Here is a 25,801-nt window from a genome sequence, read left to right as displayed (position 1 = left end):
AGTAAGTTGAGTGAGAAACTTAGTTAATTAAATCTCAGGAATATACTGTTCAGCTGTATTCATCAACTCCAATACCTCTTCCTTCGTTCCGTTAAATGGACCTGAAGCCTCTATCTTCATTGTAGCCATGGCAGCTGCAAATCTTGCAGAATCAGCTAAACTTGCACCTTTGGCACGCTGGTACAAATATCCTGTCATATATGTGTCACCACAACCCGTAGCATCTACAACTTCCTTAGGCTTGTAAGCAGGTATCTGATAGAAATCTTTACCATCATATATCACCGATCCCATACTTCCCAGAGTGATTAATACTTCCTTCACACCCCAGTTGTAAAGTTGCTGAGCTCCTTTTTTAATATCGGTGTGCCCTGTCAATACTTCCATTTCGTGCTCATTAGCTTTCAGTATATGGATATATTTTAATGCTTCTTCTTTATTAGCCCAATCTATAGCATATACATTCTCATCTCTCACTTCGCGTAGATAACCTTGTGAATCGACCGAGATAAGTCCCTTTTTCGATAATTTTTCAACAAGTTCGATAGAAAAATCATCTGCCAAAAGAGCTCCTAGATGAAATATTTTAGCTTCAATAGTATCCAAATAATCTATTGTAAAAGGATCAGCCTTTGCCAATACACGTTGTGTACGATTATCCTGATTTTCGCCATATATATTTTCGAAATAAACGGAATGTTTACTTGGCATTACATGTACATCGACTCCTTTGGAGCGTAAGTCATCCACTACAGACATTTCCGACTCTGCCAATGCTGTCACCAATACATAGTCTACGTCGTCGAAGTGGCGTAGTGCATGAGAGCAATAAAAAGAAGTACCTCCCGGCATGTGAACTGTGTTCTTTGGTGTTACTATTTTATCGAGTGTGATGTGCCCAACGCAACAAAGATCATGTTTCTGCATTATGTTTTATTTTCTTTAAAATGAAGTGCAAAGGTAATAAATCAATCATATAAATACCATAGTAAAAAGAAGTATTAGACGAAAAAGCAAACATTTATACCTAAATGCATTAAACAGTTAATATACACATACAGATTAATAGAAATTGTTAGCTTTGCATATCGTTTAGCTTAAAATAATCTATTCTATGAACTATCGAAATATCACATTACAAGAAATCGAGGTATTGACAAAACAAAATTGTTCGGCCGAAAGTTGGAGCAATATAACAGTACACAACAATTTTGAGCCGTCGCATATTAAAAACACCAATTTCTCGGGAAATATAAAACTAGGAGTTTTCGAAAAAGACTTTATCTTGCCGGGAGGATTGAAAAAACATTCGGGTATTAACAATGCTACACTACACAATTGTGAACTCGGTGACAACGTCTACGTTGCTAATGTGCAGAATTATATTGCTAATTATAAAATCGGAAACGATACATTTATCCAGAATATACATCAAATGCACGTGGAAGGAGAATCTTCTTTCGGTAACGGCGTAGAAATATCAGTGCTCAACGAAACGGGCGGTCGTGAAGTGATGATATATGACAAGCTAAATGCCCATTTCGCTTATATCTACTCTTTTTACCGACATCGACCCCTGCTTATAAGCAAAATGAAAGAGATGGTAATGCGCTACACCCAAAAACAAACTTCGGATATAGGTACAATCGGCAATAACGTAAAGATAGTAAATTGCGGAGCAATCAAAAATGTATATATTGGTGACTATGCGACAATAGAGGGTACTCGTCATTTAGAAAATGGAAGCATAAATAGTAATCAATACGACCCTGTACATATAGGATATAGTGTTATAGCCAACGACTTCATAATAAGTTCGGGCTCGAATGTCGAAGACGGTACGATGCTTACACGTTGCTTTGTAGGACAGGCTTGCCAACTCGGACATACCTATTCCGCCAGCGATTCTTTATTCTTTAGCAATTGTCAGGGTGAAAATGGTGAGGCATGCGCTATATTCGCCGGTCCATATACAGTTACGCATCATAAATCTACTTTACTGATTGCAGGAATGTTCTCGTTTATGAATGCCGGCTCAGGTTCAAATCAGAGCAATCATATGTATAAACTAGGCCCCATACATCAGGGAATAGTAGAAAGAGGCGGTAAAACAACCAGCGACTCGTACATCCTTTGGCCTGCTAAAATAGGTGCATTCTCATTAATTATGGGAAGACACTATCAGAATTCGGACACATCAAAGCTTCCTTTCTCATATCTGATCGAGGAAAACAGTGAGTCAGTACTTGTTCCCGGAATCAATCTCCGAAGTGTGGGAACAATAAGAGATGCCCAGAAATTCCCGAAACGTGATAAACGAAAAGATCCGAATAAAATGGATCACATCAATTTTAATCTATTGAGTCCCTATACTGTTCAGAAGATGTTTAAAGGCATCGAAATATTGAAGGAACTGCAACGTACATGTGGCGAGACTTCAGGCTGCTACACATATCAGAGTTGTAAAATAAAGAATAACTCGTTACGAAAAGGATTGAAGCTATATAACATGGCTATCAATAAATTTTTAGGCAATTCTATTATTTCCCGACTATCCGGATGCCCATGCAATAATGATGAAGAAATAAGGGGTTATTTAAAGCCTGATACATCGGTAGGATTATGTGAGTGGCGCGATCTGGCAGGATTGCTTGCTCCACGAACAGAAGTAGATAGATTAATCGAAAATATTGAATCGGGAAGAGTTACCCAAATAGAAGAAGCAAATATCATTTTCGAGAAACTGCACAACGATTACTATTCTCTAGAATGGACATGGGCTTGGGATAAGATAGAACAATACTACAATCTTTCGCTCGATACTATTACGGCAAACGATATAATCCGAATTGTGGAGCAATGGAAGGAGTCTGTCATCAATCTTGATAGAATGATTTATGAAGATGCCAAGAAAGAATTCTCGCTATCTTCACGTACAGGCTTTGGGCTCGATGGAAATAGGGAAGCACAAAAAGTTGATTTCGAACAAGTACGGGGTATATTCGAAGAGAATGCTTTCGTAAAAGCCGTCATTACACATATCGATGCAAAATCAAAACTCGGAGATGATTTAATATCAAGGCTTGAGAAAGTTAATAACTAGCGAATCATTTCTTTTTATCTTTAACTGACAAATTCGAAATAATTTCTTCGAGCATCTGAACCTGTATATTTTGTATTTCGAACAATTTTTGCTGTTGGGTGAGTATAAGGTGATCTATTTTTTCGTGTAACATCTGAATCTCTAACTCCGATTTTAGGTTTATCTTATAATCTTCTTTAGCTCTTTCTCTATCCTTCTCTTCTACCCTGTTTTGGCTCATCATAATTACAGGGGCTTGAAGTGCTGCGAGACACGACAAAAGCAGATTTAGCAATATAAACGGATATGGATCGAAGCTCTTGAAAAAGATTGAATAGACATTTAAGGCAATCCAACACAGAATAAATAATAAAAATATTATTATGAACCGCCAGCTCCCACCAAAAGATGCTACTTTATCAGCAATCTTTTGCCCGAAAGTGATGCGTTTATTCCAGTCCCTATCAACATTTGCAGATACTAATTCATTCTTTTTCAACTTATCGAGAACGTCTTCTTCCAACGAAGTCAGATCTTTAAATTCCTCCTTCAATGATTTCTCTATATACTTTTGTCTATATAAATCCAACTCCTCAATGGCAACACTACTCGTTTCGTCAATCGAAGGATAATCCTTCTTTATCAAATCTATTACTGATGCTCTTACTGAGTATAAAGGTATGCGTTGATTAACAGGGTACTCTTTACCCGACATATCACTTTTAAAATATTTCATAATTTATTGCTGTTTATGATTCTATAAAAGATAGGATTGTATTTGTTTTTAACAATTAATAGCTGATAATGTTTTATAAAGGAAAAGAGATCGACTTTTACAGTTGATCTCTTTTCCTTTATCTCATATACAAAATACATACTAGCCTAATGATAATATAACAACAAAAAAGCTAAACCGATCGGTTTAGCTTCCTTATATATATGTTTAATTAAATCTTCTTATAGAGACTTCAAGTGAGCAGCTAATTTAGATTTCAAGTTACCAGCTTTGTTTTTGTGGATAACATTCTTCTTAGCTAGCTTGTCTAACATAGAGCAAACACTTGGATATAATTTATCCGCCTCAGCTTTGTCTGTAGTAGCACGAAGCTTTCTAACTGCATTACGAGTAGTTTTTGCTACATATCTATTTCTCAAGCGTTTTACATCTGCTTGTCTGATTCTCTTTTCTGCTGACTTATGATTTGCCATGTTGACTAATCTTATATTGTTATTTGATAATTTTTACAGTAGTCCATAGGGGAGTCGAACCCCTCTTTCCAGGATGAAAACCTGGCGTCCTAACCGATAGACGAATGGACCATCTTAAGAGCGCTTTTTTGTTGTTTTCACAACTTGCGTTATCTCTCGATTGCGGATGCAAAGGTAAGGCATTTTTGAATATGTGCAAATATTTCTATACTTTTTTTTCAAAAATATTTCTTTTTAATTCCCCCCATCCGTCTACACATCTGATTTTCAAGACTATTTATACGCAATTGTTAGAGTCATATTATTTGCATATTTTTGTACTCTACTCATATTATTAAAAAATCCGCATGAAAAAAATACTTTTATCAATCGCTCTTACATTTACATTAGGTGCAAATGCACAATCACAATATAGATATCCGCTAGACGTTCCGGCAATATTAAGTGCCAATTTTGGTGAATTAAGACCTAATCATTTTCACTCCGGCATCGATCTTAAGACAGAAGGTGTTGTAAACAAACCTGTATATTCCATTATGGACGGATATGTTTCGCGCATAGCCGTTTCGCCTTCCGGGTATGGACTTGCTCTTTATATAGCGCATCCAAATGGACAAACAAGTGTATACGGTCATTTAAACAAATATGCGCCAAAGATAGCTGAATACATAAAGGAACGCCAATATGAGCAAGAAAGATATAGTATTGATATAACTGTAGACAAAAATGCGCTGCCTCTAAAAAAAGGTGACCTAATTGCATATAGTGGAAATACCGGTTCGTCGATGGGCCCTCATGTACATTTCGAAATAAGGAAAAGCAATACGCAAGAAGCACTCGATCCACTTGTATTTTATAAAAATCAGATAAAGGACACTCAGAAACCTATCGTCAAAGGGATTGCCGTATACCCTATTTATGGCAAAGGCGTTGTAAATAAGAAAGACATTCCGTTTCGTCGTGCAATAACTATATTGAAAAATGGCACCTACTCTCCTATCAAAGACTCTATTTATGTATGGGGTACAATAGGATTAGGCATCAATTCTGTTGATAAAATGGACGGTATGACAAATATTTATGGTGTGAAAAAAGTACGATTATTATGTGACAACAAAGAGGTATTTTCTTCCGATATATCATCCTTTTTATTCGAACAGACCAGAATGATAAATAGTCTGATCGATTTCGATTACTGGTACAACAAGAAATCGTTCTACATGAAATCATTTATAGAACCGGGCAACAAACTTCCTATCTACAAATCAGTTAACAGCGGATACATAAATATAGATAAGGAGAAGACTTATGACATGTGTTATGAACTCGAAGATTTGTACGGCAATAAGAACACATACAAATTCACCGTCATCGGTAAGAAGCAGAATATACCTGCGCCCAAAGCATGTTCGCAGGCTATGATGTGGAATCACAACAATCACTATATCACAGAATCGTTTTCGCTAATCATACCTAAAGATTATCTATATACAGATATATGCTTCACACTCAAAGAAACTGCCACAAGCAACTATTTATCGAAACAATACGTCGTAAATGATTCGTATGTGCCCCTCGATGGCTATTCGGATATGAAAATAAAGTTAACTAACGACTCCATTGCTAACAAATCGCAATACGGCATCGTTCGCCTTGTAGGAGCAAAAGAGTATTGGGTGGGCGGAACATATACCGATGGCTACATGACTACCAAAATACGCGAACTGGGAAATACATATACCGTCAGCTTCGACAACGAAGCCCCTACCCTGACAGCTGTTGCTCCCGAAAAATGGGTTACACGAGGAAAGATAACCATGAGAGCATCTGATAATAAGAGTGGAATCAGCTCATATAGAGGAACAATAGATGGAGAGTTTGTCCTTTTCGAACATGATACAAAATCACCAACTTATACTTACACATTCGATAATAAAAGGTTGAAAAAAGGACAAACACATGCGTTTGTTTTCACTGTTACCGATGCTTGTGGCAACAGCAAGAGTTACGAGCAAACATTCTAACAGCTCCCTAAATATCCCTATAGGGGACTTAAGTCTCCCCTTCGGGGAGGTTGGAGGGGCTACTGTTTCGGGATGACAAAGATGCAATATTATGAATATCGCTTCGGATAACGGAATATAATAGCTATTGTAGCCACTATGCCCAATAAGAAAGGATAATACAGGTAAGGAATTATTTCCATCGGATTAACGCCCGACAAGCCCGCTGCAATAAGCAATTGAGCACCATAAGGAATAAGACCTTGCACAAAGCACGAATAAGTATCGAGCAAACTGGCAACTTTACGTTTATCCAACCCAAAGTTATCACTTATCTTCTTGGCTATCGGACCACTGATAATTAAAGCAATAGTATTATTAGCGGTGCATAGATTTGTAAAAGAAACCAGCCCTGCGATAGAAAACTCCGCCTTTCGTTTGGACTTAATATTTTTTGTAATCTTCGTTATTAGCCAATCTATACCTCCATTGAAACGGATAAGCTCGAACATACCGCCAGCCATTAACGAAACAATAATCAGTTCGCCCATATCGCTCACAATACCGGTACTCATCGCCCCTGTCCAGTCCCAGATACCGAAACTGCCTGTAGCGAGTCCGATTATCCCCGAAAGAACGACACCAAGCACCAAAACAGCAATCACGTTAACTCCTGCCAAAGCCGCAACCAATACCGCTATATAAGGAATAACTTTTACCCATTCCACATCACCGCTTGCAACTGTCGCGCTACCTGTCAGCTCCAATCCCTGATAGATATACACTAGTAGGATAGCAATAACAACAGGAAATACAATCTGTATATTGACTTTAAACTTATCGAGCATATTGCAACCTTGCGTACGAGTCGCCACGATAGTAGTATCTGATATAAACGAAAGATTATCGCCAAACATAGCCCCTCCTACTACCACACCGAGCATGGCAGGAAGCCCGATTTCGGTCTGAGACGATATACCGACTGCAATAGGTGCAAGAGCGGCAATTGTTCCGCAAGATGTACCCATCGACATGGAGATAAAACAGGCGGCAATAAACACACTTGCCAATAACGCTTTCTGCGGCAAAAGATAGAGTACCACATTTACCGATGCATCTACAGCCCCCATAGCCTTAGCTGTTCCGGCAAAAGCTCCTGCCAGAATAAAGATAACAACCATGAGCATTATTGTATCATTGGCACATCCTTTACAAAAGAGATTGATCCGTTCGGTGAGCTTACTTCCTCTCGAACATACAATAGCAACAACCGATGCCGACAGAAATGCCACCGAAATAGGCATCTTACTCAAATCGCCGGTGAATATGAATGTAAGTATATACAGCAGAAAAAATACTACTAGTGGCAATAATGCCCAACCATTGGGATGACGTGTAACTTCTTTATCTAAATCCATTATTTTATGATTATGAATAAAATACGATGCAAAATTAGTAAAATAACGTGAGTCCGATATAAGGAAAGAAACAATAAAAAACGTTATTCAACTTTGTCATCCCTCACGGCGTATCGGGATGACAGAATAGATGAAGGACAGATACTAATCACAACTCATGTATGATGCTTATATCGGACTCACGTTAAAATAAAGTATAGATGGAAGATTCGAAGAAACACAAGTTACAATCCGCCGGTTATTATCCGAATATCATGGTATAATTCGTAACCGGACTTAACAAAAAATTAATTTCAGAAGAAATATATATAACAAATTTAAGTCTACATTTGTTATAGAATTGCGAATGTTATATTATAAACACTTTTTTGTTGCATGAATACTATTAAACGCATCTTTTTCATCATTAATTTCCTGACGTTAACCGGGTTGACCTTCGCCCAACAAGATACTACAATAACCGATACCCAAAAATTGGAAAAACGGTTGGATAACTTAGAAAAAGTTGTTAATAAACTCAGCAACGTTAAACTGAGCGGATACTTTCAGGCACAATATATATATGCCGAGAAAGACGCAGTTTTGAGAATAGGTGCTCCGAATGAAAATCCGAACGAGAATTTCAGCCGTATCGGTATTCGTCGTGCCCGTATAAAAACAACATACGAAGAAGGGCTTGGCTCTGCCGTTTTCCAACTGGATATTACCGAAAGAGGAATCATCGTGAGAGATGCTTATCTGAAATTCAAAGACCCTTTTTTCAAAACCAACTTTGTGCAAGCAGGGGTATTTTTCCGTCCGTTCGGTCACGAAGTACGTTATTCCTCTTCTCGCCGTGAGATGCCCGAACGTTCGAGAATTGTCAATACCTTATTCCCCAACGAACGTGACTTGGGTGTGATGCTCCAATTTCAGGCAAAAGAAACCTCTCCCCTACACTTTATGTTTCTCGAAACAGCTCTTATCGCAGGAAACGGCGTGGTTCGCGAAACCGATAGCCGGCGCGACTTTATCGGTCATATCAGTGCTTCGCCTAAAATCAGTAAAGATATCAACCTAAGTATAGGGGCATCTTATTATCTGGGTAGTGTGTATCAAGGCAGTGAAAATGTATATAGCATGAGGGATAATGTGTTTGTTGTAAATAGCAATCCTAACAATATCGGTAAATATGCCAAACGCGAATATTTCGGTGCCGAAATCTTAGCGAGTACAAACTCGAATGCACCAATCGGCAGAACACAATTAAGAACTGAATATATCTTCGGGCAACAGCCGGCATCATTAACTTCATCAGGCAGCCCCAACAGTCCTAATCGCCCGACTCATGATACTTATCTTCGCGATTTCAAGGGAGGGTATGTAATCCTTATACAAGACGTTGGCAAACATCCTTTCTCGGGTGTATTCAAATATCAATGGTATGATCCGAATACTAAAATATCGGGCGATAATATTGGTCTGAATGCTACTACGGACACTGAAATTTCATACAATGCAATAGGCTTGGGAGCTATCTGGAAAGTGTACAAAAACACTCAATTGCAAGCTTATTATGAGATAAATAATAACGAAACATCTAAAAACCTACCGGGTTTTGAAATAAACAGACCGGATAATACATTTACGTTCACATTACAATATGTATATTAAACCTCTTTTGTAGAGAGATGAACTAATCAGCTACTGAAGGGTACAACCTTAAAATGAGATTTAATAAACGGACGGTCGGAATTTTTTCCGACCGTCCGTTTATTTTTAATTATTAAAAAGATTGCTGCCCAAAACACACTTCACAACAATAATAAAAGCAACAATATTTATCATACCCATATATTATATTTATTTTTAAACTAAAATACTAGCCAATTATTTATTTAACGACATCAAAAGCTGCATGTTAATTAATTATTTTATATATTTATATCAAATAGTGTGTTTTTAACCCAATACAATCATTTTTAAACTAAAACATTTAACATCATGAAAAGAATTTTATTATTAGTTATTATCAATCTTGGTATTGCGTGTAGCCAAATGCAGGCACAAACTTATGAGTATATATACCCTCAATATAAAGAGATGGTTGGGTATTATTATGCTACTCCGACTAGCGGACCGCTCTATAATCAATCCTCTGATATAAAAGTTAAAGCTAATACCACTTTGCAATTCGACTTATCTTCGGCTACATTCTGGAACGGCTGCACCAATTTCACATGGTACGTAAATCTACCCGGAGGCGCTACACCGGTTATATTGGGACGAGATTGTAAAGTAGAACTTAGTGGTGCAACAGGATGGGCTGTGATATCGGTCGATGCCTTAGATAAAGATGGGTATCGCCATAGAAGTTCCTCATTTATGATTGAAGTAATAAAGTAACAATCTGAAAAATATTTAAAACCATGAAGAAAATTTTATTATTAGTTATTATCGGTTTAGGTATTACATGGAGCCAAATGCAGGCACAGACGTATATATTTCCTAAGAATAATGAGCTCATTGCAAATTATTATAGTACTCAGTCCAGCGGCTCACTCTATTATCAATCCGGAAATATGAAAGTTAAACCTAACTCTACTTTTCAGTTTAACTTGTCTTCAATTCCATTTTGGTCGGGTTGTACCAATTTTACATGGTATTTAAATTTGCCGGGTAATACATCAACTGCGTACGAACGGGATTGCAAGATAGAATTTAATAATGCAACAGGCTGGGCGATGATAACCATTGATGCCATAGATAAAGATGGATATACTCACAAAAATTGCTCGTTTATGGTTGAGGTATCAAACTAAAAACATTGAGGTTCGCACGTAAATGAATAGAGGGGCTTAAAAGCCACCAGCGAATAAAACATATAATAAAGACCGATAAGCACTATCGGTCTTTACTGGTTCTCCCCTCCATACTATCACCTGTCAGTATTAGGTGAGCTTCTAGGTAAAACATATACATTTTTTATATCCTTAAAAAAAGCATGAAGGGGAGTTAAATGTTCAATTATAATTACAAATTAAATAACATAATATGAGTTCATCAATTTTTTACAAATAGTAGTTACTACCACTGCTATATTTTATTTTGTACATTTGTTATCAACTCAATATTTCATAGTATATTTGTCGTAAATAGTAAAGAATACACCATGGAAACAGGCAATACAACAACAAAAAGAGTGCATCACGGACATAATATTAAACGTCTAAGAGAGTCGCGTGGCATGAAACAGGAAACAATAGCTCATGTAATGGATTTGGCACAACAAACAATTTCTAAATACGAATCGAAAAGGACACTTGACGATGATATTCTAAAGAAATTCGCAGAAGCACTAAATGTTTCAGTTGATACTCTTAAAGAAATGGAGGAAGACCCTGTTACAATTATTTTCGAGAATAATATTATTGAAAATAATAATGGATCTATTAAGGCTTATGTAGAGGAAGATAATAGCACAAATACATTTAATCCCGTAGACAAAATCGTTGAACTTTGCGAGCGTATGCTTCAAGCCGATCAGGAAAAGATTGCTTTATTGGAGCAATTATTGAAAGAGAAGAAATAACATATATAATATTAATACAAGAAGGCTCATGCTATTTGCTATGAGCCTTCTGTACAAATAACCTTTTAGATATAATGAATCACACACCAGCTATTGCACCCAAGAAACGTAATTTCGGGCTTCACCTTGCTATACTACAACACAAGGCTACGTAGCGGCATGGACAGGATGGCTCCTGTGGGGCGCATGAGTGTGACAAACTACATGGCACAATCGATAATAGGTGTAACACTGTTCTATGGGTTCGGTGCTAACCTTGCCGTAGAATTGAGTTTCTTGCAATGTCTGCTGGTAGGTTTGGTGGTATATACTGTGCAAATACTATATAGCAACTGGTGGATGAAACGGTATTATTACGGTCCGGTGGAATGGCTGTGGAGAGTATTGACATGGTTTAAGCCAATCGCTTTCCGTCGTAAATAAAAATAGATAAACAGATAACAAGCTCATGGTGAAAATCATGGGCTTTTTTTAAGCTATTATTTTAACTCATACTAAACATTAACCCTATCGAGTATGTTAAAGAGATATACAACAACTTTAAAATCTATTGAGTCATGAATAATAAGAAAGATAATAAATCGCCGGAAGAAGCTATCGGTTACGAAGATGCAAGAAACGAAAAAGGTCAAAGCAAAACCCCAACTGAGGTAAGTGATAAAAATGTGGAGGGCGTAAATAAAAGGCTCAATCCCGACAAACACAGTATGGAAAGCAGAGGGTAATCTCTCTCTTCACTATTTCACGAAAATAAAAAGTAAATCCCTACATCTTCATGTAGGGATTTGTTATTTAATGAGAAGCTATCGATTATTTAGATAGCAAATAAAAAACAGACCAATAGTTTAGATTATCGGATAATTTTTCGTTTTTGAATAACTCCCGATATGAGCAAAACAAATCCTATACCCAGTGAAAATCCCTGAAAAAAGGCAATTACAGATACAGAATGGTCGGGGCAAATATGTTTTAAAACAAGCGAAATAGAAAGTAAAAACATGCCCAGACCTATTTTTTGATCGAAGTTTAGTTTTTTCATTGTTAGCAATATTTTATCAGATAAATTAATGAATTTATAATTGCCAAATATAAAAATAATATTTTGAAATAAAGACTTCCGCAATCTGATTGCGGAAGTCTTATTCTAAAAGTTAATTGTTTTCCTCGTTTACAGCAGCCGAGACTCTGTCATAGATGCTATCATAGCTTATCGAATAACTATCGCTATCCATCAATGCTTTTACATCTCTTAAAATGGAAAGTAACTCGTCACATCTTTTACAATTCGTCATAATTTAATTTGTTAATTGAACACTAATACCCTCTTATGTCTATTTGACGCATTTGTATCGTAATGGTTTAATAGAAAAGATGTTGAATAAAAATAAAGAAAGTTAATCGACCAATTAATTTAAAATACAAAGCATATATATTGAGAATTTTGAGAAAGTGATTAATTTCGCTGACTTTATCTTTGATGTAGAAAGAGAGTATTATATATTACAGTTGTAAACAATAATTGATATCAAACCTCAAACTCCTGTATGGAAGAATTCAAAAAAATGTTGGCTTTACCATACCTGCTTTAAATAACCTTCTTATACTATTAGTGCAATAATTCTAAATAGGCAGAACAAATACGACTCAAACTATGTTACACTTTCTATTACCAATACAAAAATGTCATGATAAGATTAGTATTATTCGTATCTCTGCTTATTGGATTATTGTTTATGTCATCATGTAAAACAGTACATACCAATAAAAACGGAATTCCTCCAGGACAAGCAAAAAAAATTACGGGAAGTCAGTCTGCTAAGCATTATGCCCCCGGACATAATAAGTAAAGGTTAAGACAAATTACTAAATTAATGACTAATAAAAATCCTCGAACATTTTCTGTTTGAGGATTATATTTTTTGTGGAATATCGCACCAAAGTCTTGAACTATTTTTTGAGGATTTTGAGAAATTTATTAGCTTTATAAAAAACGATTAATAAATGGAAATTAAATCCCTTAGTAAAATAAACTTTGATACAATATTTCAGGCTTTCAGTCAGGCATTTGCCGATTATGAAATTCAACTGGACAAAGAGCAACTTCAAATCATGTTGAAACGACGAGGCTTTGATCCTGATATATCATTTGCTGCATTTGACCGAAATGAAATAGCAGCTTTTACTCTTAATGGAACAGGATATTTCAACGGAATCTTAACAGCTTACGATACAGGAACAGGAACATTAAAGAATTATAGGGGGAAGGGGTTAGCTACCAAAATTTTTGAATATTCCATTCCTTATTTGAGAGAAAGGAACATTGAACAATATCTTTTGGAAGTTTTACAACACAATACGAAGGCTATTTCTGTTTATAAAAACATCGGTTTCGAAGTAACTCGTGAATTCAACTATTTTATTAAGACCCCCCAAACGAGATATACAATAGATAGAGGACCGATAAACAAGCGTGAACCCTTTATGTAGAAAGGAAAGCAGTGTAAATACAACCCGAACGCGCCGCAAAACGAAAACTATTATACTATAATAACGGGTGCATCGCGGGTGCATTATTTAGAGGCCATATTTGAGCCTCTTTTTTATTTCGAATCAATTCTTAAATGCAGTTTAAATACCGTTTAAATAAAGACAATAGAGGGTGTTCTACACATGAGATAAGGTTCGTAATAACGAATATTGTAGGCAGTGCCATTAAAAATAGAAAAACACAACAAAAACATAGCGGGCGAACTAACGGGCGAACAACGGACGAACAAAACAATATTAAAAAGTAACCGCAAAACATATATATAGCTATTACAAAATAACGAATACATATAATTATATATACTAAAACATACCCTTTACAACATGATTTGTATTTGCCGAATAGCAACTATATGTCTTATTACTAGTCAAATATGAAATATAAATACGGATATAGATGTATAAAACGTGTGTGAACACTCAATAGCGCCTAATCATACCAATAACAAGTGCTACATTATAAAACTCTGATTTGTGAATACGAAAGTCGGGATAGTCTAAATTGTCAGATTTACATATAATAGAATCCCCACCATCAAATATGCGTTTTACCAATATACCTTGTGCCGTGTCTATTACGTGAATACGGCCCCATTGGATAAAACTTGTATTTCTTATATAAATACATGCAAGCTCATCACCGGAATGGTATTCCGGGTCCATACTCTCACCCCGTGCAAATATTGTAAAATCGTATCGAGGAAAAGCGCGAATAACCGGGAGTTGCTCGCAATTATTCATAGTTATACCATCGGAGGAAACCGTTAATGACCCAGCCGCCGCGTCCATTGGGATGCGAGGGCGTGTTTCTTCATTAGCAATCTCTTTATTTCTTAATGTTTGTGACGAATTATCAATGTTCGTTTTTGACATCACACCCTTTCCAGTAAACAACCACTCAATATTGATATTGAAATTAGATATAATTCGACTAATGATATCAACTGATATTTTCTCTCCTTTATTTTCAATATGTGATAAATTAGCCTGTTTTATACCAATTCTTTCAGAAAATTCAGTTTGAGTCAGTTTATTAACCTCTCTCAACTCCTTTATTCTCAAGCCAATACCTTTTGACATAATTTAATTATTAAAATTAGATATATTTTATTTCTTTTATATTGAAATAAGATATATATTTGTTGCTGTAACTATGACAAAGATATGTATAACTAAATAAATATGTAGAGAAAATGCAGACAAAAAAGTTTACAACGAATGAACTACGCGATTTAAAAATAGCCACAATTGCTCGCAAACATAATTGTTCAGCGGATTACGTGACTAAAATATTAGTAGGAGATAGGGCACGCAACTCTGTACTTGCGGCTAAAATTCTAACAGATGCAATTGATATGCTGGAAATTATTAATCGCGAAACAAAAGTAACCCTATGAAAATAAAACTCAATGAAAAGGTTAAAGCAATCATCGCAATGATAATAATGCTGGCTCTTTTTGCTTTGGCTTCACACTTGGAGCAAACGAACCTAATAGAAGACAGACAAGCTCAATCGGATTGCATGGTTAAAGACACAGTATATAGTAACATTCAAAAAAAGTAAAATTATGGCAACTAAAAAAGTAAAGAACATCACAGATCAAATTAAGACGTACGAAGACTCATGTGTGTATAACAAAACTCAGCCGCTCAATGAAGAGGAGTTAACAAGATTGGGATTCACACGAAAAGAGATTGTAGGTCGTATGCTAGAATCTATCACTAAAGCATTAAATGAAGGCAAAGAGATTGACATCCACAACAGAGAGCCTCGCTATTATCCTTACTTCAGAACCAACGGCTCTGCTGCGGCTTTCGCCTTCCGCTATTCGTATTACGGTTCTACGGATGCGTCCGCGGCGTCCGGTTCTCGTTTTGCTTACCACGAAAGCGATATCTCTGACTATTCAGGCATTCAGTTCCTAGACCTTTGGAGAGAGTACATATCATAACAGTATAGGTTATTATAATGACTAACCCGATAGGCAAACATGCCGGTTCGAGTCCGGCACGGGAGCAAAAGAAAAGAACGATAGTATATGCAAAAATATAATCCTTACGAATATTGCAACGGAAAGTTAGGCGTACAAGGTCGCGCTATTTTTAGTGGCAAAAATGCACATTCTGAAAGTTTATGTTTGATTGGTGAGCGAGGTCTTCAAATGAAAGTTGATCGCGAGCAAGTTATAAGATTGCGAGTTACAGCAATAAATACACCGATGCTTGTTCAATTTGATACTTTGCCATCAAAATGGCAAGAAGCAATAGTGAGAATGTGGGGCAATCCGCCAAAGTTAATTCAACAAACATTATTCGAAAAAAATTATGTTCGGGATATGGCGGCATTTGATTTTTATTCTATGTTCCGCTTTTCCGACGACACAAGCCTAGATAATAACAAGGTTTCTGAATATACACTTAATGCCTCTACTCTTAACACTATCGATCGAATCTATGGTATGCGCTATAAATTACGTAAAGAAATGGGACATGGGGTTCGTGACATTTGGAGTATAATTACAAATGAATCGAATCGTTTCAAACTTGAATCGGGTCACTCTCTCCCAGAGAATGAGCAATACCTCCGCAAACTTTACGGAAAATATAAAAAGAACGGTTATTCAGAAATTATATCGAAAAAACATAAAAATGCCAACGCACGCAAAGTATTTGATACAACCGAACAATTACTTAATAATGTGTTTTCGGGTATGGATACAAAACCAACGGTAGCCGAGGTGGCCGGATTATATGGCGGTTTTCTTGATGGCTATGTTGAAATAATAAACAATGCAACCGGCGAACTTTACAACCCTAAAGAATTTAAGGATATAAGCGAGGGTACCATACGCAACTACTTAACAAAATGGAGTAACGAGATAGGTACACACGCGAAAAGAAGCGGTGACCGTCAAAAGTATATGGCGAGGTTCAAGCCTTATCACTCACTCAATCAACCCGAATTTGCCGGTTCTATTATATCTATTGATGACCGTCAACCGGTATTTGAGTATGCCCCACAAACTCGCATGTGGTTTTATAATGGTATTGATCTAGGGAGTGAAGCTTTTACTTGCTGGGTGTATGGGAAATCAAAGGCAGGTATTATCACAGAGTTTTATAGACAAATGGTACGCAATTATGCACAATGGGGGCTTAATCTCCCGGCGGAACTGGAGGGCGAGTCAAACCTTAACGCGAGTTTCAAAGATACTTTCTTAAAAGAGGGTAATATGTTTCAGTATGTGCGCATAGAAGCAAATAACGCGCGCGGAAAACGTATAGAGCAATATTACAGGCCTCTAAGATACAAGTATGAAAAGAAACGCACCGGTTGGCTGGCCCGCCCGTTCGCGCTAAGTGAAGCAAACCAAGCAGGACCCGGAGAAAAAACCATAATACCATACGATGAGATTGTTGCGGGTTGTTTGCGCGACATTGAAACATGGAATAATTCGGAGCACTCGAAAATAAAAGGCATGAGCCGTTGGGATGTATTTATTGCTATGCAAAACCCAAATACTCGCCCTATCAACTATCACGGCATATTGCCATATCTCGGAGAAAAAACAGCAACGTCGGTACATGCCGGAATTATCCGTTTTCGTAATACTGAATTTTTACTTGGTATGGATGGCGTTATTGCCGTTGGCAATCGCCTTGTAAATATTATGGAGCAATGCGAAAACCGAGATGTGGATATTTACTGGCTTGATGACAATTTCGGTAACGTGTTAAAGGCTCATATTTATATTGGAAATCAGTTTATTTGTGAGGCCGTCGAAAAACCACGCTACAACAAAGCCCGCATAGAACAAACCGACGAGGACATGATAAACCGCGAGTTAATGAGCAAATATGTTTCGACTATTGAAGCATTCGGACGCGGACAAAAAAAGCAACTAGATAATGTAACAATTATAGATAATCGCCCGGTTACAATTGGCAATTCATTTGTTATGCCCGGTTTGTATCAACCGACGACAATCATAAACGAACGAGCCAAGGTATTGGAGGACATAACCGAGGAAAGCGACCTTGTTTTAAACGTTACTCAAACTTCATTTAAACGCTCTTTAAAAGATAGATATTAACAATTTAACAATTATAGATTATGGAACTAAATGACGGATATAGACAAAAGGTTTTAGATGCCCTTTTTGCGCAACGTGTGAATTTTGGAGGCAACGACCGTGCATTTGCTTTGTCAATGGATATTAACCCGGCCGTTTATAGCCGGTTGAAAAAAGGAGAACGTGACGGATTGCTGAGTGATGCCAAATATTTGATGCTTGGACGTTCGTTTCAAGTAGTCAATAAAAAACGCACACTAAAAATAGTTCAAACGGACGTTTTCGATATAATTAAAGAGGAAATTTTATTCTGCAAAGAACATTCTATAAGCCGGATGTTTGTGGATAATGCCGGAATCGGTAAAACCACAACCGCCAAATATATGGCGAAAACTGAAAAGAATATTTTTTATGTTGATGGAACTCAATGTAAAAAGAAAAATGCATTTATAAAGGCTTTGGCTCGCGTTGTTGGGGTTCCAATCAAAGGAACATTCGACGATATAAAAGACACTACAAAATATTATTTGAACGCCTTAGAAAATCCGGTTGTAGTTGTTGACGAATGGGGTGCGTTGGATAAGGACGCGTTCGGACTTGTACAAGAATATTGGAACGGAACCGAGGGCATGTGTGCATGGTATCTCATAGGAGGAAACGCCGCCCGTGAGAAAATGGAAAAAGGAGTAACAAACGACCGAGACTATTTCGCCGAAATGTTTTCCCGCATGTCGGAAAATTATAGTAGTGCGGTACCTAAAGACGAACAACAGCAACAAGCATTTTATGACAAACTTATCCGTGATGTTTTAGAACCGAACCTAAAAAACAAATCAAAACTTAATGGATTAGTAAAAAAATGTATGGTGAAAATTAACGGCCGAACAACCGGTTTGAGACGTGCTGATGCTCTTTTACTATTACATGATAATTAAGGAGGCATAATGGCGCGGAGTTTATCAACACAAAACCTATTTGACAAAAAGCCAAAACGCCTTTTAAAATTAACTAACCCGGTATTACGAGAAGCTATCGGCCCAGCCGAAAGAAAAGGATGTTGGATATTATACGGCCTCGAAAAGAACGGGAAAACGTGGTTAGCTGGGATATTAACAAAGGATTTGGCAATTAATGAGAAAGTATGGTATATATCTGCCGAGGAAGGTACCGACGAAAGTTTTAAAGACGGTATGCGTCGCGCGGGTGTAACACGATCTGTCAAAGTGCAATGGGATGAGTACTTGCCAATGGAAGATATTATATATGAACTTGGTGAGGGGACAAAAAAACGAGCGGGGGTTGTTATTATCGACAATTTAACAATGTATGTAGATGAAATAAAACCCTCGCACTTAAAGAAAAATCTAATTGATGCATTCCCGGATAAATTATTTATTCTGATTGCTCATGAAGAAAGAAAAGAACCGGATGGAGCACTAGCCCGAATGGCTAAGAAAATAGCAAAAGTTATACTTCATACAAAAGGATTAACAGCATTTATAACCAGTCGGCATTCTCGTGGCGGGGCATTAGTAATAGACGAAGAAAAGAGCATAATTTTTTGGGGCGATAATAATTAAAACATTGATGATATGACAACAAAATCACAAAATAAAGTTTCTCACGGTACCTTTTGGGGTCGACTGAAAAAGACGGCCAATTATAACGATGCTTACAAGGAGAACATAAAGGCGGCATGGGTGCGCAAATATTCAGACGAAAAAACGCAAAGTCTAAACGAGTTGTACTATATGAGCCGCTCCGATTATTTCTCCATGCTAGACGCAATGAAAAAAGAGGCCAAAACAACGGTCGATCGTAACGACGCCCAGCGCAAAAAGTTGTTCTCCCTCATTTATCATTTTTGCAAGTATGCTGGGTATAAGTGCGACAAGGAGCAAGCCAAAAAGATAGCGTGCCGAGCATGTGGCGTTCAGCAGTTGAACAATGCCCCGGAACATAAGCTAATAGCAGTAATTAAAGCATTTGAAAATAACGAGGCTGATGCGTGGGTATCGTCGGTACTCAAAAAAGTAGCAGAGGGTGAAGTATGAAAAAGGAATTGACAATAACAGAAGTAGAGGCGCAAATAGAATGGCATGAGTTTATGTTATCTGATTCCCTCGGTATGAGTAGTTGGAAAGTAGTAGTTGGCAGATACAATGCACTAAAAATAAAGTTGGCACAAATGAACGGCGAACGACCGGTTGTGACACATGGCAAAACAGATCATATAATTTAATAAACAATCAGTTATGGCAAAAAGAGAGAAAAAACAAGTTATCACCGGTGTAACACCGGAACAAGCAGAGCAAGCATTTGCAGACTTTGCAACATCCGACGCTCGCATTGTGAAAATAAATGCAGATATGGACGTACAGTTTACCAAAATACGCGAAAAGTATGCGGATGATCTTACTCAGTTGGAAGCGGACAAAAGCAAAGCATTTGAAACAATACAAGTGTATGCAACCGAGAATAAAGATACCTTATTTCCAAAGAAAAAGAGCATAGAAACGGTGCATGGCATTTATGGATTTCGCACAGGAACCCCGAAGTTAAAAACATTAAAGGGCTTTACTTGGCCATCGGTTACCAAACTATTGGAAAAGCTAATGCCGTCTTATGTGCGTAAGGTTGTGGAACCGGCAAAAGACAAACTTCTTGCCGATCGTGAAAAAAAAGGAGTTGCCGAAAAATTGGCGGATGTTGGTATTGAGGTTGTGCAAGATGAAACATTCTACATTGAACGAAAAACTGAGGAGACGGCTTAATATGGCAGATGTAGTTTATACAGTCGAACGACGGTCGAATAGTTATGCCGTCTATAATTCTCAAGGTCGAAAGGTCGAATCATTCAGAACAAGAAGTGAGGCACAGGAAAAGGCGGACGAATTAAATAAAGAGTTAGAAACGAATAATAAATAACATTCTAAAATTTAAAATTATGCACAATTGGTTTGAAGTAAAAGTTAGTTATGATAAAATGCTTGAAAATGGCATGCAAAAGAAAGTAACAGAGCCATACTTAGTAGATGCTCTATCTCATACAGAAGCCGAAGCGAGAGCAACAGGAGAACTTAGACCGTACATAACAGGTGAGTTTTCTATTGATTCTATTCGCCGAATGAAGTTGAGCGAATTGTTTTTTAATGATGCTGGTGATCGTTTTTTCAAAGCAAAAGTTTCTTTCATCACACTTGATGAAAAAAGTGGTACCGAGAAAAAAACAGGTGTGCAAATGTTAGCACAAGCATCGGGTATTAAAGAGGCTTTGTCTGTTGTTGAAAAAGGTATGGACGGCACACTTGCTGATTATACTATCACCGCTTTATTAGAAACACCAATAATGGATGTTTTTCCATATCATGCACCAGATGAAATTAAAGATTAATTAAAAATGATATGGGACGAATAAAAGAGGTTTATATGAGAGAGTTATTAAGAAAGGTCGTTATGGGAGAGGTTTCTGTCAACCAAATGACAGAGCTAATAAATGAAGAGGTTGACACTGTTATTTTTGAAGCAGAAAAATTACTAGACTTCAAATCTAAGATGAAATTCCTTAGAAAAATAAGAGGCTTTTCACTGCAAGATCTAGCTAATAAAATGGACAATATTGTTACTCGCCAAGCTTTGCATCGTTACGAAAAAGGAGATGTTCAGCCTACCGAAGAAATGAAAAAATTGATTTTAAGAGAATTATGATTATAGCAGTAGATTTTGACGGAACTCTCCACACTGGTGAGTTTCCGAATATAGGAAGCCCAGCGCCTTATGCCATTGATTATATGCAGAAACTAAGTAATGATGGTCACTATTTAATAATATGGACATGCCGATGCGGTGATAAGCTAACAGAGGCTATTAATTGGCTCTTATCGCGTGGTATTCCTTTCGATCGTATAAATGAGCATGAGCCCGGTAATCTTGCGAAATATAACACTAATTCGCGTAAAGTATATGCTCATTTATATGTTGACGATAGACAGGTGGGAGGGTTGCCTACTTGGGAGGAAATTTATAGTTATGTATGCAACAAAAATAAAGAATTACAAAAATGAAAACAGAAAAAGTAACATTACAATTAGCCACAAAAGAAGCAAGGGAACTTTATAAAACAGGTTCAAAAGAGATACAAACAATTTTGGAATCTACTTTAGGAAAAGATTTCTTTTCTCAATCTGTTTGCGATCGTGTGAATACAATGGATGATGTATTTAGGGAAACAGGTCGTCCACATACCCCTGCTTTCAATGATGTCCCGGAAGACCTTAGACCATATTTTAAAGAAGTGTACGACAATGTAATCATTGTAGAGGCTCTTAATGAAGGTGAGAAAATGGATATCTACAATAGCGATAAAGCTCGCTACTATCCTTGGTTTATAACCAACGGCTCTGCTGCGGCTTTCGCCTTCCGCTATTCGGCTTACGATTTTACGGCTGCGAGCGCGGCGTCCGGTTCTCGCCTTTCGCTTAAAAATAGCGACTTGGCAAAACACTATGGTGTGCAATTCAAGGATAAAGTTCGTAAAATGTTAGAGTTATAAACTATTAAATAATACAACAATGAAAAATTTAAAAGAACAATTACAAGAAAGAATCCCAACGTTAGAGGCAGCATTTAGCGAAACAAGTCGCCCAAAAGTAGACTTCTCTGTCTACCCGGAAGATTTAAGAGAGAATCGTGAGGCAGAATACAATGCTATTGTTATTGTAGAAGCAGCTAGAAAGATAGAGCGTGAAAATGGGCTTGGCGAGATTGATTGGGATGATTATAACCAACGAAAATGGACTCCTTGGTTTCTTATGTCTGCTGCGGCTTTCGCCTTCTACTCTTCGAATTGCGATCGTACGTCTGCGCACGCGGCGTCCGGTTCTCGCCTTCGAGTTTTATCGGAAGCGTCCTCTGATTATATCGCCGAAACGTTCCCTGATATTTGGAAAGCGATTCAAATAGGATAAAAATATAGGTTGTTTGCCTTTGAGATTGCTCTGCTGCAGCTTTCACCTTCAACTATTCGAATTACGATAATACGAATGCGAACGCAGCGTCCAGTTCTCGACTATGCTTATAATATAACAAAGGCAGAAACCTCACCCCTAGGTGAAAAATAACAATTTAGAAGGTGTTGGTAGGGAAACCGAAAACGCTGAGAAGAAAGCAAAGGCATGAAACGAACAGGAAATTTATACAACAAAGTATCTGATCTCGACAATCTTTACCTAGCTTATAGGAAAGCGAGACAAGGAAAACGCAACTCTTATGGTGTATTGCACTTTGAAAAGAATCTAAGTGAGAATATTCTGCAAATTCAAAAGGAATTAATCGAAGAAACTTATAAAACGTCCGAATATGAAATATTTACAATTTACGACCCAAAAGAACGGATTATTTACCGTTTGCCCTTTCGTGACAGAGTAGTACATCATGCTATTATGAATGTGTTGGAGTATATATGGACATCGACACTAATATCACACACATACTCTTGCATCAAAGGCAGAGGCATACATAAGGCTTTAAAAGACCTCAAGCGTGATTTAAGAGACAAGGAGGCTACTCGGTATTGCTTAAAAATGGATGTCAGAAAGTTTTACCCATCTATTGATCATGAGATATTGAAAGCCATTGTCCGAAAGAAAATAAAGGATGTAAAGCTTCTTAGCTTGTTAGATGGTATAATTGATTCAGCCCCCGGCGTTCCTATTGGTAATTATCTTTCTCAGTTCCTTGCAAATCTATACCTCTCATATTTTGATCATTGGATGAAAGAAGAAAAGCGCGTAAAATACTATTACAGATATGCAGACGACATAGTTATCCTAAATGATAGTAAAGAGAATTTACACGAACTATTATCTGAAATCAGAAATTATCTAACAAGCAAGTTAAACCTCGAACTTAAGAGTAATTATCAGATTTTCCCTGTTGAAACACGAGGTATTGATTTTGTTGGTTATGTCTTTTACCACTCTCATATTCTGTTGAGAAAAACGATTAAGAAAAACTTTTGCAGACGCGTAGCAAAGCTAAATAAGAGGAATGTAGAGGCAAAAGAATACATGAAACAAGTATGTTCTTGGAAAGGATGGGCAAAGCATTGCAATTCTAAAAACCTTATTAAAACCATAATTAAAAATGAAGAACTTCTCCGACTTTGGGATTAATACCCTTAATGATAAAAACATATTCCCTGTCCCTTCGATATCAATAACAGATGTAATAAATTTTGAAATAGAAGTTATTGACTATGAATCGGGAGTAAAGACAAGGCACGGCGATGGTCGGTATGTGGTAAAAATCAAACAGAATGGAATAGATTGTAAGTTCTTCACCAATGCTACACCGATTAAAGAGGCTTTAGATAAAATTCCAAAAACTGATTTTCCATTTAAAACCACAATCAAACAACAAAAGTTCGGCGCAGGAAGTGGAAAGACTTTTTACTTCACTTAATAAAAATAATAAAAATGAAAATTGAAATGGCAAATAGAAAGATTAAGGAGTTTATCCTATTAATGTTGGGAAAAGAATAAGCCTCAAATATTCCGAAGAACGTCCAAGGCTTTGTGGGTGGTATCACAAAGATAAAAACTTTTTCCGGATATGGCATACAACAAACGTAACTTATATTTGAAAGTAATTGAAATTCAAGACATCGTCCGCAAAGGACAAAAAAGAGGAGATTCGCAAAAACAGATTTTTTACAATGAGATCGAAGCGGAGTATTTCATTTCAATTAGAACATTTTATCGTTATTTAGAAATGCCGGCTCATGCGGAACTCAAAAAGTTGGATAATAACAAAGCAGCAAAAGAAGCGGCACAAAAAGCCCAAATGATGCTAGCGTTTTAAACTAAGATAGAAAGGCGAGCGGAAACGTTCGCCTTTTTTGTTTATTAAACAGAATTTAAATCAAAAGCCTTGCATTTCCGTAAGGCTTTTAGTTTCTTTGATGAAAAGTTAAAGAATATGAGAAATTATCTGTTATTATTATTTTTTCTGATTCCCATTATATCAGCCGCCCAAATAGTAAGAAGTGTTACAATTGGTGATCAGACCATAGATGTATATAGGTTAGATAAAAATCAGAAAAATAAGCTGGTGACAACAATATACACAAAGGATAAAAAGAAAAATATTCAATTGATAAATGAATTAACTGCATCCTACACAAATTTAGAGCAAAATCTTAATCTTTTATCTAACAATATTGATCTATACAACGACGAGATAATGAAAGAAATATCTGATTCGTGGAAATTAATAGATTTCAGACTTGGTTCTGATGCCCCCAATTATAAACAATTACTCACTGAATATAGAACAATTACAAGTTATTATTGGAGCATAAAAGAACGTAAAGCACGAAAAAAAGCTATCGAAAATGAGATAAGCAAATCAAAATAATTATAACACATCAAATATAGGCGGCGTTTCCTCAATCGGGGGGCGTTCGCCTTTTTCTATTTCTAATTCTCTGTATGGGTCTTGACTCTCAATAAACAGATGTTGAGCCGAATAATCAGTGACAATACATTGAAATGAAATACGGTATAAATTGCCTGACCCTCCACTTTCCTCACGTGCCATATATACACGGCGCATACCGCTGTAATTATTGCCCTTTTTGCCATGAAACAAGGCGTGTAAGCGCGTTAAGCTTTCTAGGTATACAAGTGCTTGGTCTTGGTTTGCACTCTCTAAATAAGTATCTGAAAAGGTTTCATAAAATAGGTACATATCTACTTGAGTGTCGCATTCCTGTATAATATAATTGAAAAGTAGTCCACTTAGTAATTGAAAAGTATACCACTAAGTGTCTCGGATGAGATTGGCTAAAGATATTTATTCTTCATCAGGTTGTAACATTTTTTTAGTTTCTTTAACTC

Annotated in this window: 35 protein-coding genes, 1 tRNA gene and 1 pseudogene; 28 read left to right on the top strand and 9 right to left on the bottom strand. The window is 36.8% G+C overall.

The features are described 5' to 3' along the window. Positions 1 to 27: 27 nt before the first annotated feature. Positions 28 to 927 carry a carbohydrate kinase family protein gene (locus G7Y57_RS13965; RefSeq protein ID WP_165025331.1) on the bottom strand — a complete coding sequence of 300 codons (900 nt, stop codon included), beginning with the start codon at positions 925 to 927 and terminating at the stop codon, positions 28 to 30. Positions 928 to 1,114: 187 nt separating this feature from the next. Here G7Y57_RS13965 and G7Y57_RS13960 point away from each other — a divergent pair, with 187 nt between their 5' ends. Beyond that, positions 1,115 to 3,103 (top strand): DUF4954 family protein, encoded by a 1,989-nt coding sequence (locus G7Y57_RS13960; RefSeq protein WP_165025329.1) that lies wholly within the window; start codon positions 1,115 to 1,117, stop codon positions 3,101 to 3,103. Between the two features lie 4 nt (positions 3,104 to 3,107). Here the strand turns inward: G7Y57_RS13960 and G7Y57_RS13955 are convergent, their stop codons facing one another. The 3 genes from G7Y57_RS13955 to G7Y57_RS13945 form a co-directional block, all read right to left on the bottom strand. Next, positions 3,108 to 3,818 (bottom strand): DUF1003 domain-containing protein, encoded by a 711-nt coding sequence (locus G7Y57_RS13955; RefSeq protein WP_165025327.1) that lies wholly within the window; start codon positions 3,816 to 3,818, stop codon positions 3,108 to 3,110. Between the two features lie 221 nt (positions 3,819 to 4,039). After that, positions 4,040 to 4,291, bottom strand: a complete 252-nt coding sequence (rpsT, locus tag G7Y57_RS13950) for a 30S ribosomal protein S20 (protein WP_165025325.1) — start codon at positions 4,289 to 4,291, stop codon at positions 4,040 to 4,042. A gap of 39 nt (positions 4,292 to 4,330) precedes the next feature. Further along, positions 4,331 to 4,402, bottom strand: a tRNA-Glu gene (locus tag G7Y57_RS13945). A 236-nt stretch (positions 4,403 to 4,638) separates the two neighbouring features. Here G7Y57_RS13945 and G7Y57_RS13940 point away from each other — a divergent pair. Beyond that, positions 4,639 to 6,315 (top strand): M23 family metallopeptidase, encoded by a 1,677-nt coding sequence (locus G7Y57_RS13940; protein WP_165025323.1) that lies wholly within the window; start codon positions 4,639 to 4,641, stop codon positions 6,313 to 6,315. An 89-nt stretch (positions 6,316 to 6,404) separates the two neighbouring features. Here the strand turns inward: G7Y57_RS13940 and G7Y57_RS13935 are convergent, their stop codons facing one another. Continuing rightward, positions 6,405 to 7,712, bottom strand: coding sequence for a Na+/H+ antiporter NhaC family protein (locus tag G7Y57_RS13935; protein WP_165025321.1), 1,308 nt, complete (start codon positions 7,710 to 7,712; stop codon positions 6,405 to 6,407). A 375-nt stretch (positions 7,713 to 8,087) separates the two neighbouring features. Here G7Y57_RS13935 and G7Y57_RS13930 point away from each other — a divergent pair, with 375 nt between their 5' ends. The 6 genes from G7Y57_RS13930 to G7Y57_RS13905 all read left to right on the top strand — a co-directional run bounded on the left by G7Y57_RS13930 (position 8,088) and on the right by G7Y57_RS13905 (position 12,008). Then, complete coding sequence (locus tag G7Y57_RS13930) at positions 8,088 to 9,365, top strand: porin (RefSeq protein ID WP_165025319.1); 1,278 nt, start codon at positions 8,088 to 8,090, stop codon at positions 9,363 to 9,365. A gap of 330 nt (positions 9,366 to 9,695) precedes the next feature. After that, a complete protein-coding gene (locus G7Y57_RS13925; RefSeq protein ID WP_165025316.1) occupies positions 9,696 to 10,097 on the top strand; it encodes a hypothetical protein in 402 nt (133 codons plus the stop codon). Positions 10,098 to 10,120: 23 nt separating this feature from the next. Next, positions 10,121 to 10,513 (top strand): hypothetical protein, encoded by a 393-nt coding sequence (locus tag G7Y57_RS13920; protein ID WP_165025313.1) that lies wholly within the window; start codon positions 10,121 to 10,123, stop codon positions 10,511 to 10,513. 350 nt (positions 10,514 to 10,863) lie between these two features. Continuing rightward, positions 10,864 to 11,283 carry a helix-turn-helix domain-containing protein gene (locus tag G7Y57_RS13915; protein ID WP_165025310.1) on the top strand — a complete coding sequence of 140 codons (420 nt, stop codon included), beginning with the start codon at positions 10,864 to 10,866 and terminating at the stop codon, positions 11,281 to 11,283. A gap of 93 nt (positions 11,284 to 11,376) precedes the next feature. Continuing rightward, positions 11,377 to 11,706 carry a DUF418 domain-containing protein gene (locus tag G7Y57_RS13910; RefSeq protein WP_255491462.1) on the top strand — a complete coding sequence of 110 codons (330 nt, stop codon included), beginning with the start codon at positions 11,377 to 11,379 and terminating at the stop codon, positions 11,704 to 11,706. A gap of 134 nt (positions 11,707 to 11,840) precedes the next feature. After that, the gene (locus tag G7Y57_RS13905) at positions 11,841 to 12,008 is read left to right on the top strand and encodes a hypothetical protein (protein WP_165025307.1); all 168 of its coding nucleotides are present in this window, start codon (positions 11,841 to 11,843) and stop codon (positions 12,006 to 12,008) included. Positions 12,009 to 12,133: 125 nt separating this feature from the next. Here the strand turns inward: G7Y57_RS13905 and G7Y57_RS13900 are convergent, their stop codons facing one another. After that, positions 12,134 to 12,322 (bottom strand): hypothetical protein, encoded by a 189-nt coding sequence (locus tag G7Y57_RS13900; protein ID WP_165025304.1) that lies wholly within the window; start codon positions 12,320 to 12,322, stop codon positions 12,134 to 12,136. Positions 12,323 to 12,434: 112 nt separating this feature from the next. Next, positions 12,435 to 12,575, bottom strand: coding sequence for a hypothetical protein (locus tag G7Y57_RS13895; protein ID WP_165025301.1), 141 nt, complete (start codon positions 12,573 to 12,575; stop codon positions 12,435 to 12,437). Between the two features lie 393 nt (positions 12,576 to 12,968). On the opposite strand from G7Y57_RS13895, the gene G7Y57_RS13890 reads away from it, so the two are divergent. Further along, positions 12,969 to 13,130 (top strand): hypothetical protein, encoded by a 162-nt coding sequence (locus tag G7Y57_RS13890; RefSeq protein ID WP_165025298.1) that lies wholly within the window; start codon positions 12,969 to 12,971, stop codon positions 13,128 to 13,130. Positions 13,131 to 13,284: 154 nt separating this feature from the next. After that, positions 13,285 to 13,737, top strand: a pseudogene (locus G7Y57_RS13885) (GNAT family N-acetyltransferase); the annotation flags it as partial. A 513-nt stretch (positions 13,738 to 14,250) separates the two neighbouring features. Here the strand turns inward: G7Y57_RS13885 and G7Y57_RS13880 are convergent. Then, on the bottom strand, positions 14,251 to 14,910 hold the full coding sequence (locus G7Y57_RS13880; protein ID WP_165025295.1) for an XRE family transcriptional regulator: 660 nt from the start codon (positions 14,908 to 14,910) through the stop codon (positions 14,251 to 14,253). Between the two features lie 313 nt (positions 14,911 to 15,223). Between G7Y57_RS13880 and G7Y57_RS13875 the strand changes: the two genes are divergently transcribed. The 18 genes from G7Y57_RS13875 (at position 15,224) to G7Y57_RS13790 (ending at position 25,319) form a co-directional block, all read left to right on the top strand. Then, positions 15,224 to 15,394 (top strand): hypothetical protein, encoded by a 171-nt coding sequence (locus G7Y57_RS13875; protein ID WP_165025293.1) that lies wholly within the window; start codon positions 15,224 to 15,226, stop codon positions 15,392 to 15,394. A 4-nt stretch (positions 15,395 to 15,398) separates the two neighbouring features. Continuing rightward, a complete protein-coding gene (locus G7Y57_RS13870) occupies positions 15,399 to 15,782 on the top strand; it encodes a hypothetical protein (protein ID WP_165025290.1) in 384 nt (127 codons plus the stop codon). Between the two features lie 87 nt (positions 15,783 to 15,869). Further along, a complete protein-coding gene (locus G7Y57_RS13865; protein WP_165025287.1) occupies positions 15,870 to 17,924 on the top strand; it encodes a hypothetical protein in 2,055 nt (684 codons plus the stop codon). 20 nt (positions 17,925 to 17,944) lie between these two features. Continuing rightward, a complete protein-coding gene (locus tag G7Y57_RS13860; RefSeq protein ID WP_165025284.1) occupies positions 17,945 to 18,838 on the top strand; it encodes an AAA family ATPase in 894 nt (297 codons plus the stop codon). Positions 18,839 to 18,847: 9 nt separating this feature from the next. Further along, positions 18,848 to 19,483: a hypothetical protein gene (locus G7Y57_RS13855; protein WP_165025281.1), complete on the top strand. Its 636-nt coding sequence runs from the start codon at positions 18,848 to 18,850 to the stop codon at positions 19,481 to 19,483. Between the two features lie 12 nt (positions 19,484 to 19,495). Then, on the top strand, positions 19,496 to 19,957 hold the full coding sequence (locus G7Y57_RS13850) for a hypothetical protein (protein WP_165025278.1): 462 nt from the start codon (positions 19,496 to 19,498) through the stop codon (positions 19,955 to 19,957). Next, the gene (locus tag G7Y57_RS13845; protein WP_165025274.1) at positions 19,954 to 20,145 is read left to right on the top strand and encodes a hypothetical protein; all 192 of its coding nucleotides are present in this window, start codon (positions 19,954 to 19,956) and stop codon (positions 20,143 to 20,145) included. Before G7Y57_RS13850 ends, G7Y57_RS13845 begins: the two co-directional genes overlap by 4 nt. Before the next feature lie 13 nt (positions 20,146 to 20,158). Then, a complete protein-coding gene (locus G7Y57_RS13840) occupies positions 20,159 to 20,677 on the top strand; it encodes a host-nuclease inhibitor Gam family protein (RefSeq protein ID WP_165025272.1) in 519 nt (172 codons plus the stop codon). Further along, positions 20,634 to 20,831 carry a hypothetical protein gene (locus tag G7Y57_RS13835; RefSeq protein ID WP_165025243.1) on the top strand — a complete coding sequence of 66 codons (198 nt, stop codon included), beginning with the start codon at positions 20,634 to 20,636 and terminating at the stop codon, positions 20,829 to 20,831. Before G7Y57_RS13840 ends, G7Y57_RS13835 begins: the two co-directional genes overlap by 44 nt. A gap of 19 nt (positions 20,832 to 20,850) precedes the next feature. Beyond that, on the top strand, positions 20,851 to 21,297 hold the full coding sequence (locus tag G7Y57_RS13830) for a DUF4494 domain-containing protein (protein WP_165025269.1): 447 nt from the start codon (positions 20,851 to 20,853) through the stop codon (positions 21,295 to 21,297). Positions 21,298 to 21,308: 11 nt separating this feature from the next. After that, positions 21,309 to 21,611, top strand: coding sequence for a helix-turn-helix domain-containing protein (locus G7Y57_RS17900; protein WP_221412137.1), 303 nt, complete (start codon positions 21,309 to 21,311; stop codon positions 21,609 to 21,611). Beyond that, a complete protein-coding gene (locus G7Y57_RS13820; RefSeq protein WP_165025266.1) occupies positions 21,608 to 21,967 on the top strand; it encodes a hypothetical protein in 360 nt (119 codons plus the stop codon). The genes G7Y57_RS17900 and G7Y57_RS13820 overlap by 4 nt, the downstream gene beginning before the upstream one ends. Continuing rightward, positions 21,964 to 22,455 carry a hypothetical protein gene (locus G7Y57_RS13815; protein WP_165025264.1) on the top strand — a complete coding sequence of 164 codons (492 nt, stop codon included), beginning with the start codon at positions 21,964 to 21,966 and terminating at the stop codon, positions 22,453 to 22,455. Before G7Y57_RS13820 ends, G7Y57_RS13815 begins: the two co-directional genes overlap by 4 nt. A 19-nt stretch (positions 22,456 to 22,474) precedes the next feature. Continuing rightward, on the top strand, positions 22,475 to 22,870 hold the full coding sequence (locus G7Y57_RS13810; protein ID WP_165025261.1) for a hypothetical protein: 396 nt from the start codon (positions 22,475 to 22,477) through the stop codon (positions 22,868 to 22,870). Between the two features lie 207 nt (positions 22,871 to 23,077). Then, positions 23,078 to 24,076 carry a reverse transcriptase/maturase family protein gene (locus G7Y57_RS13805; protein ID WP_165025258.1) on the top strand — a complete coding sequence of 333 codons (999 nt, stop codon included), beginning with the start codon at positions 23,078 to 23,080 and terminating at the stop codon, positions 24,074 to 24,076. Continuing rightward, complete coding sequence (locus tag G7Y57_RS13800; protein ID WP_165025255.1) at positions 24,048 to 24,365, top strand: hypothetical protein; 318 nt, start codon at positions 24,048 to 24,050, stop codon at positions 24,363 to 24,365. The genes G7Y57_RS13805 and G7Y57_RS13800 overlap by 29 nt, the downstream gene beginning before the upstream one ends. Before the next feature lie 150 nt (positions 24,366 to 24,515). Continuing rightward, positions 24,516 to 24,764: a hypothetical protein gene (locus G7Y57_RS13795; RefSeq protein WP_165025252.1), complete on the top strand. Its 249-nt coding sequence runs from the start codon at positions 24,516 to 24,518 to the stop codon at positions 24,762 to 24,764. Positions 24,765 to 24,881: 117 nt separating this feature from the next. Continuing rightward, positions 24,882 to 25,319 carry a hypothetical protein gene (locus G7Y57_RS13790; RefSeq protein WP_165025249.1) on the top strand — a complete coding sequence of 146 codons (438 nt, stop codon included), beginning with the start codon at positions 24,882 to 24,884 and terminating at the stop codon, positions 25,317 to 25,319. Here the strand turns inward: G7Y57_RS13790 and G7Y57_RS13785 are convergent, their stop codons facing one another. Beyond that, entirely contained in the window at positions 25,320 to 25,517 is a 198-nt protein-coding gene (locus tag G7Y57_RS13785; RefSeq protein WP_165025246.1) for a hypothetical protein, read from the bottom strand. Positions 25,518 to 25,801 lie beyond the last annotated feature (284 nt).

It is taken from the genome of Dysgonomonas sp. ZJ279, assembly GCF_011039205.1.
Classification (GTDB): domain Bacteria; phylum Bacteroidota; class Bacteroidia; order Bacteroidales; family Dysgonomonadaceae; genus Dysgonomonas.
Note: the sequence above shows the minus strand (reverse complement) of the source record. Positions and strands in the feature narration are given on the sequence as shown.